Annotated in this window: 15 protein-coding genes; 11 read left to right on the top strand and 4 right to left on the bottom strand. The window is 33.5% G+C overall.

The features are described from left to right. Nucleotide 1: 1 nt before the first annotated feature. Both AC4CVF_RS00125 and AC4CVF_RS00130 read right to left on the bottom strand, forming a co-directional pair. On the bottom strand, nucleotides 2-865 hold the full coding sequence (locus AC4CVF_RS00125) for a patatin-like phospholipase family protein (RefSeq protein WP_419328407.1): 864 nt from the start codon (nucleotides 863-865) through the stop codon (nucleotides 2-4). A 7-nt stretch (nucleotides 866-872) separates the two neighbouring features. Then, nucleotides 873-1,139, bottom strand: a complete 267-nt coding sequence (locus tag AC4CVF_RS00130) for a hypothetical protein (protein ID WP_490788731.1) — start codon at nucleotides 1,137-1,139, stop codon at nucleotides 873-875. 426 nt (nucleotides 1,140-1,565) lie between these two features. On the opposite strand from AC4CVF_RS00130, the gene AC4CVF_RS00135 reads away from it, so the two are divergent. The 11 genes from AC4CVF_RS00135 (at nucleotide 1,566) to AC4CVF_RS00185 (ending at nucleotide 11,554) form a co-directional block, all read left to right on the top strand. Then, nucleotides 1,566-4,205, top strand: coding sequence for a type VI secretion system Vgr family protein (locus tag AC4CVF_RS00135; protein ID WP_490788732.1), 2,640 nt, complete (start codon nucleotides 1,566-1,568; stop codon nucleotides 4,203-4,205). 1 nt (nucleotide 4,206) lies between these two features. Then, a complete protein-coding gene (locus AC4CVF_RS00140) occupies nucleotides 4,207-4,755 on the top strand; it encodes a DUF4123 domain-containing protein (protein ID WP_483770639.1) in 549 nt (182 codons plus the stop codon). Then, nucleotides 4,755-5,360, top strand: a complete 606-nt coding sequence (locus AC4CVF_RS00145) for a hypothetical protein (RefSeq protein ID WP_490788733.1) — start codon at nucleotides 4,755-4,757, stop codon at nucleotides 5,358-5,360. The genes AC4CVF_RS00140 and AC4CVF_RS00145 overlap by 1 nt, the downstream gene beginning before the upstream one ends. A 1-nt stretch (nucleotide 5,361) precedes the next feature. Beyond that, entirely contained in the window at nucleotides 5,362-6,666 is a 1,305-nt protein-coding gene (locus AC4CVF_RS00150) for a hypothetical protein (protein WP_490788734.1), read from the top strand. A 19-nt stretch (nucleotides 6,667-6,685) separates the two neighbouring features. Beyond that, the gene (locus AC4CVF_RS00155) at nucleotides 6,686-7,405 is read left to right on the top strand and encodes a hypothetical protein (protein ID WP_056513911.1); all 720 of its coding nucleotides are present in this window, start codon (nucleotides 6,686-6,688) and stop codon (nucleotides 7,403-7,405) included. A gap of 73 nt (nucleotides 7,406-7,478) precedes the next feature. Further along, nucleotides 7,479-8,186 carry a hypothetical protein gene (locus tag AC4CVF_RS00160; protein WP_227515126.1) on the top strand — a complete coding sequence of 236 codons (708 nt, stop codon included), beginning with the start codon at nucleotides 7,479-7,481 and terminating at the stop codon, nucleotides 8,184-8,186. A gap of 60 nt (nucleotides 8,187-8,246) precedes the next feature. Continuing rightward, nucleotides 8,247-8,924, top strand: coding sequence for a hypothetical protein (locus tag AC4CVF_RS00165; protein WP_490788735.1), 678 nt, complete (start codon nucleotides 8,247-8,249; stop codon nucleotides 8,922-8,924). Nucleotides 8,925-8,990: 66 nt separating this feature from the next. Further along, complete coding sequence (locus AC4CVF_RS00170; protein WP_490788736.1) at nucleotides 8,991-9,698, top strand: hypothetical protein; 708 nt, start codon at nucleotides 8,991-8,993, stop codon at nucleotides 9,696-9,698. Beyond that, the gene (locus tag AC4CVF_RS00175; RefSeq protein ID WP_490788737.1) at nucleotides 9,676-10,401 is read left to right on the top strand and encodes a hypothetical protein; all 726 of its coding nucleotides are present in this window, start codon (nucleotides 9,676-9,678) and stop codon (nucleotides 10,399-10,401) included. The genes AC4CVF_RS00170 and AC4CVF_RS00175 overlap by 23 nt, the downstream gene beginning before the upstream one ends. Nucleotides 10,402-10,431: 30 nt before the next feature. Then, on the top strand, nucleotides 10,432-11,025 hold the full coding sequence (locus AC4CVF_RS00180; protein ID WP_419819999.1) for a hypothetical protein: 594 nt from the start codon (nucleotides 10,432-10,434) through the stop codon (nucleotides 11,023-11,025). Nucleotides 11,026-11,194: 169 nt separating this feature from the next. Then, nucleotides 11,195-11,554 (top strand): SseB family protein, encoded by a 360-nt coding sequence (locus tag AC4CVF_RS00185; protein ID WP_224964275.1) that lies wholly within the window; start codon nucleotides 11,195-11,197, stop codon nucleotides 11,552-11,554. On the opposite strand, the gene AC4CVF_RS00190 is transcribed toward AC4CVF_RS00185, so the two are convergent. Next, nucleotides 11,551-12,486, bottom strand: coding sequence for a tRNA dihydrouridine synthase (locus tag AC4CVF_RS00190; protein ID WP_419360653.1), 936 nt, complete (start codon nucleotides 12,484-12,486; stop codon nucleotides 11,551-11,553). The two genes, AC4CVF_RS00185 and AC4CVF_RS00190, sit on opposite strands and share 4 nt — an antisense overlap. 612 nt (nucleotides 12,487-13,098) lie before the next feature. Further along, the gene (locus AC4CVF_RS00195; RefSeq protein WP_336954330.1) at nucleotides 13,099-13,908 is read right to left on the bottom strand and encodes a cytochrome C assembly family protein; all 810 of its coding nucleotides are present in this window, start codon (nucleotides 13,906-13,908) and stop codon (nucleotides 13,099-13,101) included. Nucleotides 13,909-14,038 lie beyond the last annotated feature (130 nt).

Raw genomic sequence — 14,038 nt, forward strand, 5'->3', positions numbered from 1 at the left:
TTTAGCCTTTGTGTGCGTTACTCCAGTCTTCTATGGCTTTTTGTCCGCTTTCTAAGCCAACTTCATAGGTATATTGCAACTTGCGTTTATCTTTACATAAACGGCCTGCTAACTTTTTATTGTCAGGCGGGCAGATTTCCAAAATGCTTTGTTGCGTATTTTGACGGATAAAATCGACAGTTTGGTTATAACGAGTACAACGGTTTTTCAGACTATCTGCAAAGCCAGTATGTTGATTAAGCAAATATTTTGCCAAGAATTGATCTGCTTTACTGCTGGCTTTAAAGTAATTTTGTGTACGGGTACGAATCACCAAGAGATTTTGAATATTTGCTTGTTGCGCTGCCCATTGAACAGGGAGGGCATCTGCGACACCGCCATCAAAATAAGGCTCTCCAAAAATTTCTACAGCCTGTCGTGTCAGATAGGGAATAGAACTAGAAGCACGTAATCCATCGATAATATTGTCTTTCCCAGCACGTAAATATTCAGGATAACCTGTACGAGCATGAGTCAACACCATATAAAAGTCAGGATTTTGACTAAATATGGCCTGTTGATCTAGAGGATTCTCTTTCTCGACAATATCCCACATCCACTGCATATCCAATAAATCCCCACCTTTAAAAAAGCGAGCATAACGAATAAATTCAGGTCGAAGTGAATGGTCTAAATAGAGTTCGATATTGCGACCTTGTTGTCGAGCAAGGTAATTGGCGAGGTTTGTTGAACCAGAAGACACCCCAACAAAAAGATCGAAAGGGTTAAAATTTTGTTGTAGGAAAGCGTCAAGTACACCGCAGGTAAAAGCCCCACGCATACCACCACCTTCTACGACAAGCGCATTACGTGAATCATTGATCATAGATTGTTTAGTTTGCATGTTCTGGCTGAGCTGAGGTGTGTGGCATGTTTTTCATTTCATCATTCGACATTTGCTGCGTGTCATGTGGAGGTGCTGTATCGGTATTCTCCGTCTGAGGCGTCGCTATCTGCTTATTTTGCTGACTCGGCATATAATCTGGTTCATTGGTTACAGCCATATAGAAGAATACAAGGAATAAACAGCTAAAGATTGTTGCGAAAATCACGGCTTTAGATTTCCACAACGGTTTTTTGGGAGAGTTAACATCGTTCATAGGAAAATTCCTAAAAGAATGAAATGTGTAGCTATTTTATAACATAAAGCAGTAGTAAAGTTGGCATTGCTATAAAAGACATAAATTAAATGAGGCGTATGTATATAAACACAACATGGGTTGATCAGCATATGAATACATATCAGACATAACAAGCAGGCTGAGATTAAAATTGAAATCAAGCATATAAACAAGATTATTTTGAGCTTGATTTTAGGTGTTTATGGAAATGAATAATGTTGATTTATTAGAAATATATGAATATTTAAACTACATTTTTAATGATATTATTTATTTAATTTTTCAACAATTAATCAAAAAATCTATTTGAATTTAAGTATTTTTAGTAATGAAATTGTTTTTTTTAATAGAAAAATTTTAGAATTAATTTATAATAGAGGTAATTAAAACGAATAAATTATTAAAATGAACAGCTTAGTAAATAGCATTTATAAAATATTGGATCAGCTTGGACTAAACGCACAAAAACGAGCTTTGCATATCCAATTTAGCAATACAGACTTAAACAACCAAGTCTTCTTACAACGCATCGATGGACAACATGGTCTAAACCAAGGTGTGTCTATGGAACTGATTTGCCTTGCCACTTCAGCAACGATTCCGCTTAAACAATTCATCGGTAGCCAAGTGGCCATTGACCAAGTCACAGATCATGGGCAACTGTTTCGTAGTACAGGGGTGATTACCGAAGCAGCACAAGGGCAAAGTGATGGCGCGCTGACGTTATATAAGCTCAAACTCGAAGATGCCACTTCACTGTGGCATAAACGCCGTAATAGCCGAGTGTTTATGAACAAGTCGGTTGTGCAAGTGATAGAAACGCTGTTTAAAGAATGGCAAGATAAAAGCCCACTCTTTGCATCGAGTCTAAGCCTCGATAAAAGTGGACTGAAAAAAGATTACGATATCCGACCATTCATTATGCAGAGCAACGAAAGTGACTATGCATTTTTAAGCCGCTTGATGCGCAGTGAAGGGATCAACTGGTTGATTGATGAGGCGCAATTGATTGTGCCTAGTTCTGCGACTCAAATTCAACCACAAAAACTGCGTTTGGTGGATGATAATAACGAATACAAAGCGCTAGAACGCAAAAGCATCCGCTTCCATCGTAGCAGTGCCACAGAACAACAAGACAGCATCACCAGCTTTATCGGGCAACGTGGCTTACAACCCACTGCTGTCCACGTACAACGCTGGCAAGCAGATGTGTTAGAGCAAGAAGAGGGTGCAGGCAGTGTCCAAAGCAAACACCAACACAGTCAAAACCAGAATAATGCCAGTCTTGGTTTAGAACAGGCTTGGCATATTAGTCCAGCATGGATTCAAGACCTGAATGGTGAAGATCAAGCAACCGCTTCAAATAACAATCAAATTGAAAAGATTAACCAAAACCTGAGCCATTATTACGATGCTCAATCCAAACAATTTATAGCCAACTCTACTGTACGTGATGCGCAAGTGGGGTATTGGTTTGAGTTAAACGAACACCCAGAAATAGACCAACACAATGGCTCAGACAAAGAATTTCTGATCACGTCAAAGACATTCTATAACCAGAACAACTTACCCAAAGACCTGAGCGAGCAAATCAATCGCTTGCTCCAACAAAGCAATTGGGTAAACGAAAATAAAGCAGATTCAAACAACCCAGAACGCCAAGCCAATCAATTGGTACTACAACGCCGTAATATCACCACTGTTCCTGAATACCACCCACTACAACACCGTCCTAGTACCCATCCACAACGAGCCAAAGTGGTTGGGCCAAGTGGAGAAGAAATTCATGTCGATGAATGGGGGCGCATTAAAGTTCGCTTCCTATTTACCCGTAATGAAGATCATAGTCATGATGGTGGTGCAGGGAGCAATGACAACGACACCGATTCCGCTTGGGTGGATGTACTGACCCCGTGGGCAGGTGAAGGCTATGGTGCGCGGTTCTTGCCGAGGATTGGTGAGATTGTCGTGATAGATTTCTTTGATGGCAATATTGACCGACCATTTGTGGTGGGGCGTATTCATGAAGCGCAACGAAGTCCAACGAAATTTGATGACAAAGGCCAATTGCCTGATACCAAAAAACTGGCAGGGATCAAAAGTCGAGAAGTTAAAGGCAGTGGCTATGGGCAACTTAGATTTGATGATACCACTGATCAAATCAGCAGCCAGCTACAAAGCAGTCACGGTGCGAGTCAACTTAACCTTGGTAATCTGAGTCATCCTAAAGAAACGGATACCAGTGAAGGACGAGGCGAAGGCTTTGAACTAAGAACAGACCAATGGGGAGCAGTACGTGCAGGGCAAGGCCTATTGCTGAGTACCTATAGCCAAGATTCAGCTTCAGGCAATCACCTTGATGCAACAGCCGCGAAAAGTCAGTTAGAAAGCAGCCTAAATAATTCTAAGGCTTTAAGTGAAGTTGCCAAGAATCAGCAAACTGATCCACTGGATGTATTGGAAAATCTCAAGCAATTTCTTGATCAAATCGAAAAAGGTGAAAAAGACAAAGCGGATGCATTTAAACAAGCTTTGATTATTTTAGCTGCACCGAATTCAATCGCATTGGCAAGCAATGAAGACTTACATCTTTCTGCGGATAAACAAATCAGTTATACCGCAGGTGACAGTATCAACCTGAGTACGCAAAAGAATTTAGTTGCACATGCACAATCAAAGATCAGTCTTTTTGCGGCACAAGAAGGTGCAAGACTTTTTGCTGGGAAAGGTAAGGTTGAGATCCAAGCACAAGGCGATGGTGCGGATTTGATTGCACGTAAAGGTATTCAAATCATTTCGACTGAAGAGATGATTGAGCTCAAGAGTCTCAAAGAAATTATTATCACATCTGGTGGCTCTCAATTAAAAATTAATGGTTCAGGTGTATTTGTGACCACGGCTGCTAAGTTCGAAGTGAAGGCAGGGCAACATAGTTTTATTGGTGGAGCAAAAGTCGATTATTCACTTCCATCATTCTATGAAAATATCTGTAAGCCTTGTTTGTTGGATGCAGCAAAGTTTGGAATGGCATTTGTTGATAAATAAAATGAAAAGAAAAATTGTTCCATTTAAAAATATAAAAAGTTGTATCGAAGATGATCGACATGATTTGAACATGTATTTAATCTTGGATGCGGCGCAAGTTTCAGATCAAACTTTGCACTTTATCAATACATGGCGAAATGACGCAAGGTTAGAGTTTTATTCATTATTTTCAGGTACAACGGAGGGCAATGCACCTTTTGAAGTTGCCCCTGTACTTGTCTTAATCAATGATTTAGAGGCGCTCGAAGAAGATGGATTTAGCTTTATTCATCAAACATGGAAAGACGAACAGGCTTTAAATCTGGTATTCAGTTCATTGGATTTGGCTCAGTTTGTTAAAAAAATGAAACGCTATCTCACAGTAGAATTTCCTGATGGTACACAAAAATTATTTAGATGGTTTGATCCAAGAATTGTTAAAAAAATTCATAAAATACTGACAGATCAACAAGAAGATGAGTTTTTTGAGGGTATTACAAAATGGATCATTTCAATTCGAAATTATCAGGATGTAGATTCTAATCAATTAATGGTATTGGAGAATGCATAATGTTCATACTCAGCCAAGAAAAAATATATGAATTAGATGTTGAGCAAAATAAAGAATTTTTATATGACCTTGTCTATGAAATTATAAAAGAAAACCCAGCCCTTAAACTGAATGGGCAATTTGATCAGCTATTAGAACCTGTCCAAAGCCTGATCAATCTATATGTTGAAAAAGGCATCAATCAAATTTATACACTCAAATATATGGTGAAGAGCCATGTTTATTTGGGAATAGATTATGCAAATGATCCGCAATATCTTTGGCTCCAAAATGAAATGCAGCATAACAATATTGCGGAGCAAGTGTCCTATGTAGATGCTTTTTATACACTTTTGGAAAGCTATAAAAGTGTAGTTTTAGGACATAATTTTAAATTTGTTTTTAAAGCAATAGACCAGTTAAATCAGAGTTTTAGTCATTCCAATCTTCAAGAAAATCTTTCAATTATTTATCCAGAAAAAATAGAGTTTTTAAAACAAAAAGATTTATTGGGTTCACTTCAAGAAAATTATTCCAATGATATCCAATCATATAAAGAGTATGTATTGGGAAAAGAATTTCATCATAACGTTTTTATAAAAAATTTGATTAATTTGGCGATTTAAGATGGGTGTTGGTGGTGCAAGTCCTACAGCGGGTGCTTCATGTGCAACGTGTTTAAGGAAGTTTACGGTTCATTTTCGGAGACCTCAAGACTATAGTGGTAATTATGGATTTGATTGGTTAAGAGATGATTATCTTTATGCTAATAAATTTGTTGCAGAAGCGGGTAATACAAAAAGCCCATTTTGCATTGATGTGGAAAAATTAAAAAATGAGTACAAAACTGATGTTAAGAATCCAATAGCACCCTATGGGAAAGAATATTTTCCTGCATGGTTGAGTTTATTTTCTTATATTAATGGTTCTAATATTCCTCATATCTCTACAATGACAAAAGATGGGGTAAAATTAGATTTATATATAGAAGAAATTGAGCCTTTAAGCAACGATGGGACAGAGTTAATTTTTCAATGTCAAAATAAATTTATTCAGATATCTCCTAAAAATATTCCTTTAGAAAGTGCATTTAAAAAGAAAGTATTAGATTTTGATGGGAAAAAACAATTTTATCATTTAGCTCGCAGTATTTTAATTAAGTGTGAAGGTGGTTGGTTAACTAATCATGAAGAGATTAAGGTTTTTGCAAAGAAGGGAAGTGTGAAGGTTGAAGTTGGAAAGTTAATGCTTTATAAGAATGATATTATAAAGCATGCAGATATTATATTAATACCAGTAGTTACTGAATATAGAGGTGGAAAACCCGTTTTACCAGATCGTGTTGATGCTTATGAATACCTAATAAAACGTATAGCATTTAATCAAGCTTTAATTCGTGCGGAAATTAAAAGAGAAGCCATATTAGACTTAACAAAATATCAAACAGATCCTTTGGTAAATATTATTCAAGGTTCAACAAGCAATACGCAAGCATCAAATTTTGCACGAGCATTACGAGAATTATATAATAAGTATGGTCCAATACAAGTCAATGGAGGAATTGATCAAAATGGTAATGGGACTTCAAATAGTAAAAAGACATTTGTATTTTTGACTACAAAGCAGACAGCTGCTGGAGGAGTTTGTACTTTAGATGGTCATGTCTGGGGGGATATGGTTATTGTTTTTAAATCAAATTTGAATCATGCACATTCTTATCCTCACGAGCTTGGGCATTCTTTTTCATTACCTCATACTTTCCAAAAAGGAAGTATGGCAAAACATACTTTTTATCGTGGTTTTACTGAAAATTATATGGATTATATGACAGATAGTTTAGGCAATAACAATCCTTTTCATACCGGGAAAAAGCCATTTACTTTTTTTAAATGGCAATGGGATATTATGCGTCAAGATAAAAGCATGAACTAATAAATGGTGGATAGTAGTTATGAATATTTTTTTAAAAATTAATTTTTTAATATTTTCTTTTTTAATTTCATCGTGTAGTTCTGGGAATAATGTAGAAAAGAGTAGTAATAAGTTGGACGAAAGGATATATGTTTTTGAAAAAAAATCAAATTTAGAATCATCTTCTGAAATAAATTACTCAAGGTTTGCACCAGTAAATCAGCTTAATTTAAAAGGGATGCCTGTGGATTTTAGAAAGATAATAAATATTCTTGAAAAAAAAGGATATATTAATACTGATAAAGTCTCTAGTATTAAGCGCTATGAAGTTATATCGTATAATTCAACTACAAAAAAAATATATTTTTTTAATAATGGCAATGAAAAACCAGACCTTTTTTCTGAAATCTATGCAACGAGCTCAAAATTTAATCAACTTGAAAGTATTCGTTTAGGGTTGAGCGCTGGATATGATGGAGAAAAATTTAAACAAATGAGTACTGATACAACTATTCCTACAAGCTTTATTTCTGCTTTAAACGTGATTGATGAAAAAAAAGCGAAAGAAATATATGGTTCACTTATAAACCAGCATATTTTGAATATAAAAAAAAATGTGAATGAGTATTGTGGGTTTTTAGTGACAACAAGAGTGAAAGTACAAGATTATTGGTTTGAGTTAAATACAGAACAAATAAAAAATAATACTTATTTTAATATTTATCAAAGTGACGAGATCCCCAAGAAATGTGATTTTTGATTTTATTGTTATATGTTTTATACAGTAAATTAGTTGAAATTATTTTAAAATATAGGTGTTTAAGTTGATATGGGTGAAAATTAAAATATATATTGGATTCTTATTTTTAATATTTACGATCGGTTGTGATGGAAAAGTAATATCATCTGGTGATAAAAATGATGAGGTAATAAATAAATTTTGCCTTACTCCTGAGCCTAATGTTAGTTTGGATATAAATAAATATTTACCATTTGAAAGTTCAATGGAGAGTCCTATAGAAAAGAACTTAGGAGTAAATGTTATTGATTTTTATAATAAAATTCAAAAATCCACTTCCTTGAATAATATGGATGTATATGAAAATCAAGGTTATATCGATATTGTTGATGATAACTACGATGTAGTAGGCAAAATTCTAATTATTTCAGCAGGCACTTATGTTAAATATATTAATTTTGAAGTTAGATCTGATCCCCAAATTTTTAAAGGAAAACTTATAAAAAGTGCACTTATAGATGTGATTTCTGCAGTAAGTGATACCGATTCTGAATTAATCTATGACAAAGTTTTAAGTAATTTAATTAACAATATTAAGGATGGTAAATTTAATCCTCGAACTGGTATATATTCAGGTTCTTTTGATGAGAATGAAGTTGTATATGAAGTATCTACAATTAATAAAAAATTTATTGCAGCTAAAGTTGCTAGCGGCGAAATTAGAGATATCGATTGCAAAACTAAAAAATACAATGAGTATAAAGATTTGGAATTATCACTTTTTTCAATATTCAAACATTAATCTTAATGATTTTAGACATCAGGTATAATTATTTATTAGGTTATTAGAGATGGTGGTGTTATGAAATCTTTCATTTTGGTGATAGCTTTAATAAATCTATCAGCTTGCTCATTTGACTCAAATAAGGATGATTATAGTTTAAAAAATAGTGAAAATTCAGATGTTGGAAATAGTTATGATATTAAAGTTGGAAAAAATATTTCTAGTTTTGTAGATGAAAATAGAATTTTTTTAAATTATGATCAAAAAGAAATAATTAACAGATATAAAAAATTAAATAGCAATTACATGGTTTTAAAGGTTTTAGATAAACTTCCTGCTGAAATAGGGTTTGCAGATGGTACTGTCGGTAATAATGTTGAAGAAAATAAGCATTATATGTCTAATCTAGATACACATATAAACTTTAAGACAAATTACATATTTTTTAAAAGTACGAATTATGTACCTTACGATGATAAAATTTTCAATACTATTGCTAAAATGTTGGGTGATCAAATTTATGTGATCAATGGAAATAAAGTAGATTATAAAGATTTAGATAAAAATATTAATCTTTTTATTAAAAGGCTCGAGTGCAGCACTTCGTCACAAGAAGAAGTGCTAGAGTGGAATGTAAATGATATTCATATTATTTTAGAAGCATCAGGAAATAAAAATGAAAAATTAACCAGTCTTTTTTTTACAGCTTATTTTACAAAGAAAACGGATAAAAAATATGAAACATCAATATATTAGTTTTCTATATCTATGGTATTGAAAATTATCTAGAAATTTTATACCTTTGATAAGGCTGAATGAGTTATGAGGAAAATTTTAACTATTTTTATATACTCTTTTTTTCTATTTGCATGTGTTCCTAATGAGCCATTAGATCATCTATGCCAGATAAATAACAAAACTAAGAAAAGCGATACTCAAAGTGATGTAAAGGAAATATCGAGAGATATTAATTTATTTGTTGTTAATCATGATTTGTATTTGGACTATAATTTTAAAAAAATATATAGCAAATACAAGGGAATGAATTCAAATTATTTGAAGTTAAAAGTTATAGATCGATTATCTGCTACTCAAGGTTTTGATAATGGAATAGTTCACAATGAAAATTTTGAAGATAATTATCATCATATGTCTACATTAGAAGTACGAACTACAGGACAAGGTCCAAATACAAATTATTATGCTAGTGATAATTTCGTTCCATTTGATGAAAATATCCATAAAAATATCTATCAATCAATTTATGATCAAATTTTTTTAATAAATTCAGCAGCTTTAGATAAAAGTAGTCTTGATAACTTCATAGAAAATTTTTTAACTAAAGGGCGATGTCAAGGTGGGGATCAGTACAGAAAGGTGATTACTGAAAAGAATTTTAATGGTGTACATATTATCTTGGAATCTGAACCTGAATGGTTTGTAGGGAAAGGTCAAGTCAATAGTTTTGCTTATACTGTATACTATACAAAAATCACAGATAAAAATTATGAAAAATCATTATATTATTAAACTTAAAATAATAATTTTGATATGCTTTTTTATAACATCCTATAGTTTTGGTAGGAGTATTGAAGATCATACAAATTATTATATTTTTAAAAATAATAGTGAACGTCTAATCGCCCCAGAAGTGGATTTTAGTAAAAATGCCCCTGTGAATCAGCTTAAATTGGAAGCTATTTCTATTGATTTTTATAAAATTAAAAATGAAATTTTAAAATCAGGATACTTTGAGCATAAGGAAAATGCTCCCTTGAGTAAGAAACGTTATGAAATTGAACCAAACTCATATGGTATAAATAAGATATTCTTTTTTGGTCGTGATGATGAACTACCTGAAATCTCATCTACAATATATTCAACTGGAGAGAATCTTAAGTCTCAACGTAAAATAGTTATCTATTTAGGTCATGATTATGATGAAGTTGCTGGAAGATATAAGAAAATTAATTTGGATCCAGAAGTTCCAATGATCTTTGCAAATATCTTAGGATTGAATGAAAAAGATTTAACGAACGTTTATGAAAAACTATTGCATCAGCACATAACAGATATTGAGAATAGAGTACATAAGTATGGAGAATTCTTAGTCACAAATAGAATTAAAGTTTCAGATTTTTGGTTTGAGTTTAATACTGATCAAACAAGTAATTATACTGCCTTTTATATTTATAAGAGTAATGGTGTACCAAAAGTAAATGCTAGTGATTAATACATTAGTCAATAACGGAAAAAGGTTGGAATGAAAAAAATATTTTTAGTACTACTTTTTGTTTCTCTTGTATTTTATGTTTCTAAGAATAAATCTGATATTCATTTTGAGAGTATGGAGGTAAGTGAAAACAGAGTAAATGACCCATGCGCTAATGCGGATTGTACGCCTAGAAGCTTGTCTACGCCATACCATAGCGTTGCACACCAAGATAGGAAACGAATAGATAATGTTTTATTTAAAAATTTGGTTGATGGCTTATTTTATAAAAAAATCATAAGTGAAAATGACTACAAAAAAGTAAATTTTAATGACAATGCGAATCCTTTGATTTTTGAAATTGGAAGTTCTATTTTAATTATTGGTCCTGAGGAAAATGGTTTTGGTGTTAAAACGATTGAATATAGGTTTGATGATTGTAATAAAATTTCAGATCTAGATAAGAATAATGTTAAATCTATTTTGAGCTTAATTGGATTTGATGGTAATTATGATAATTTCTATAAATTTAACAGGAATAAAGATGAAATAATGGTTAATAACTATAATTATAAAAGATTTAGTTTAGAAGTGAATTGTGATCCAATTAATAATTCTGGTCAATTTAATATATATAGTAAATAAAAGAATGAGTGTGAACTTTAAAATTTTTTAAGATGAAAATTATGAAAAATCATTGTTTTATTAAATTTGAAATTCGAGGCTTAAGGATATCCAATTGAGCACTCAGATCAATTCCATATCTACCGTGAATAAGCTATATTAATGGCACCAAAAATAGACAATCAACAACATGCAAAATTTACAACAACTCTTTATCAACACCCAAGAAAACTACGAATTGATCCCTGATTTTATCGATCTGCTTTTAGCATCGGATATTTATTGTTTGGGAACACAAGATCAGCATAAAAAAATTCAATTCCGTATTCTAGAAACACCCGAAGGTGATCAAGCAATACCATTCTTCATAGAGCTAGAAACCATTCAAAATGATATTGGAGTCGATGCCCAATATATCACTTTAAATACACGGCAGTTTTTTGAAATGACTCAGGGGGCAACATTGGTATTGAATCCAACTTCTGAATTATCAAAAGAATTTCAACCTGAAGAAATTAAAGCAATTTTAGAGATTGATGAAGCAATTTAAAAATGTGCAGGATTCAATTTCTCCAGCACTTCATCAATTTTTTTCAACCGTTTGATTTCATCCCATAAGGCTTTGGCTTCGGGGTAATGCTTAGACATCATCCCAATCCATTGTTTATAACGGCCGACCATGTTCAGCTCTTTTTTATATGGACCATTTAAAAAACGAATTTGTAAATTTAATAGTTCAGACCAAGTGATAAGTGGTTCATCTGTATTTTTACGAATACATTGTGTGAGATCTGGTGTAGTCACAGCACCACGACCAATCATCAAATCTTGGCAACCTGATTCAAGTTGGCATTGCTTCGCATCAGCATTGGTCCAGATTTCACCATTGGCAATCACATTGATCTTGAGTGCTTCACGAATCGGCTGTAGCTGATCCCAAAATGCTGGAGGGGTGTACCCATCAGCTTTGGTCCGAGCATGGACAGTGACCCAAGCTGCGCCAGCATCTTCAATGGCATGCGCATTTTCAAGGGTAAAATTTCGGTCCATATAACCTAAACGCATTTTTGCAGATACAGGAATATGTTTGGGTACTGCATCACGTACAGCCTTGACCAACTCATGTACAACCTCAGGCTCATCGAGAAGTACTGAACCGCCTCTATGACGGTTTACTGTTTTAGCAGGACAACCAAAATTCATATCGATTACAGGAGCACCTAATTCAGCAGCGCGTACCGCATTGGCTGCGAGCATTTCAGGATTATTTCCTAAAAACTGAACATGTACTGGTGTGCCAGCAGCTGTTTTGCCTTGATTGTTTAGTTCTGGACAATAGCTATGGTAAACATGGTCAGGTAAGACCGAATCCGTTACACGGATAAACTCAGTCACGCACCAGTCAAAGCTACCGACATGTGTGAGAACGTCACGCATGATAGGGTCGGTTAAGCCTTCCATTGGGGCGAGTATAAGTTTCACGATTGTTACCTGATGAGATGAAAACAGCGTTATACGCATTTTTGTAGGAGATGTCTACTGATGCAAATATATTCTAGATCAGTGCTAAATGGAGTGTTATTGAAAAGTTGATCCATAAATTTTCATTATCGAAACCTCTATATAAAGTCGAGTTTTTTGCTGTGTATACATGTTTTTAGAACCTAAATGTGATTCACAATCCTTCTCATTGGCTAAACTATGAAATCCTTTGCCATATTTAACGATCACCCTTTGAGGGTAGAAACACAAGATCTCGGTTTCAATGTTTTGCCCAATGTAAAATTTGTTCGTTAATTCATCCAATCACTTAAATATTTAGAGATCGATTGATTCTAAAAATTTAAAAACTTACCATTTTCAATGGGAATAATTTCGTCTAAAACGTCAGAAAAACTTCTTTCAGCTAAGAGAAAATGCGCTTGTTCTATGTTTAAATTTGTATTGGATGCTGAGTTAAGCTGTCACCAGAATTGATCTAAGGCAGTAATATTCCAGATCTAACTCATATAAAACAATTTCTTCTGCTTCTGTATTAATATACTTATAGTAAGAATACAAAATACTGCCCATTTTTGTTCAGTGCTGCGTTTATCAACGATGCAAAATCATTTCCAAAACAAATTTAGAACCAATAAAGCCAACTGCCAATAAAAAGAATCCAATCATGGTAAAGCGAATGGCTTTCTGACCACGCCAGCCAAACTTATAGTGACCAATTAACAACGCACCGTAAACAAACCAAGACACAATACTAAACACAGTCTTATGTGCTAGGTGCTGTGCAAAGAAGTCATCAATGGTAAAGAAACCAAAAGATAAAGCGACAGTTAATAAAACAAAACCAGTAATGAGCATATCAAAAAGTAAGGATTCCATGGCTTGATATGATGGTAAGAAGTTGACCCAAATACGTTTTTTTTGTTTCTTTTTGAGTTCGCGGTTTTGAAACCAAATCAAAACGGCTTGTATGGTTGCCATGAGTAAAACGGCATAAGCAGATAAAGACAGAATGATATGGATGTCTAAACCGATAGAATGCTGTTCAATAAATTGATCTGGTTTACTAAAACAAAATCCTAAAATCAGACCAAAGGCTGCAACCGGAATGCCAATCAAATTTAGTGAAATAACAGGACGATAGGTACTATAAAGCATACTTAGAACCAACATTAACGCCGAGGTAAAAGACATCAAGTTAAAGACGTCGTAATTAATCCCTAGTGGTGTAAGTATGTCGTTATGCAGTACACTTGCATGTAATATCAGCCCTAAACCTGACATGATGCCAATAAACCATGGGTTTGCGGAACGTTTAGCCATTAAGTGCATGAACAAATACCAAAATGAAGAGGTATAGGCAATTAATGCTAAAATCGTATAAACCAAGGGGAGGCTAATCATGTCAAACCTTTTTCAGGATGATGAATATTCATGTTATAAGATATAAATTCCATGTGAACTACAGTATCCTATAGCATCTTGAGCATAAATTTTCTATTTTAAGAAAGATTTTTTTGCTACTAGCTATTTT

This window comes from Acinetobacter sp. LipI_19 (assembly GCF_058242925.1).

Coding starts and splice junctions, on each gene's coding strand:
- AC4CVF_RS00140 (WP_483770639.1), top strand. CDS start 4,207: ATGAAAAGAAAAATTGTTCCATTTAAAAATATAAAAAGTTGTATCGAA.
- AC4CVF_RS00165 (WP_490788735.1), top strand. CDS start 8,247: ATGAAATCTTTCATTTTGGTGATAGCTTTAATAAATCTATCAGCTTGC.
- AC4CVF_RS00135 (WP_490788732.1), top strand. CDS start 1,566: ATGAACAGCTTAGTAAATAGCATTTATAAAATATTGGATCAGCTTGGA.
- AC4CVF_RS00175 (WP_490788737.1), top strand. CDS start 9,676: ATGAAAAATCATTATATTATTAAACTTAAAATAATAATTTTGATATGC.
- AC4CVF_RS00170 (WP_490788736.1), top strand. CDS start 8,991: ATGAGGAAAATTTTAACTATTTTTATATACTCTTTTTTTCTATTTGCA.
- AC4CVF_RS00155 (WP_056513911.1), top strand. CDS start 6,686: ATGAATATTTTTTTAAAAATTAATTTTTTAATATTTTCTTTTTTAATT.
- AC4CVF_RS00130 (WP_490788731.1), bottom strand. CDS start 1,139: ATGAACGATGTTAACTCTCCCAAAAAACCGTTGTGGAAATCTAAAGCC.
- AC4CVF_RS00185 (WP_224964275.1), top strand. CDS start 11,195: ATGCAAAATTTACAACAACTCTTTATCAACACCCAAGAAAACTACGAA.
- AC4CVF_RS00150 (WP_490788734.1), top strand. CDS start 5,362: ATGGGTGTTGGTGGTGCAAGTCCTACAGCGGGTGCTTCATGTGCAACG.
- AC4CVF_RS00125 (WP_419328407.1), bottom strand. CDS start 865: ATGATCAATGATTCACGTAATGCGCTTGTCGTAGAAGGTGGTGGTATG.
- AC4CVF_RS00195 (WP_336954330.1), bottom strand. CDS start 13,908: ATGATTAGCCTCCCCTTGGTTTATACGATTTTAGCATTAATTGCCTAT.
- AC4CVF_RS00180 (WP_419819999.1), top strand. CDS start 10,432: ATGAAAAAAATATTTTTAGTACTACTTTTTGTTTCTCTTGTATTTTAT.
- AC4CVF_RS00145 (WP_490788733.1), top strand. CDS start 4,755: ATGTTCATACTCAGCCAAGAAAAAATATATGAATTAGATGTTGAGCAA.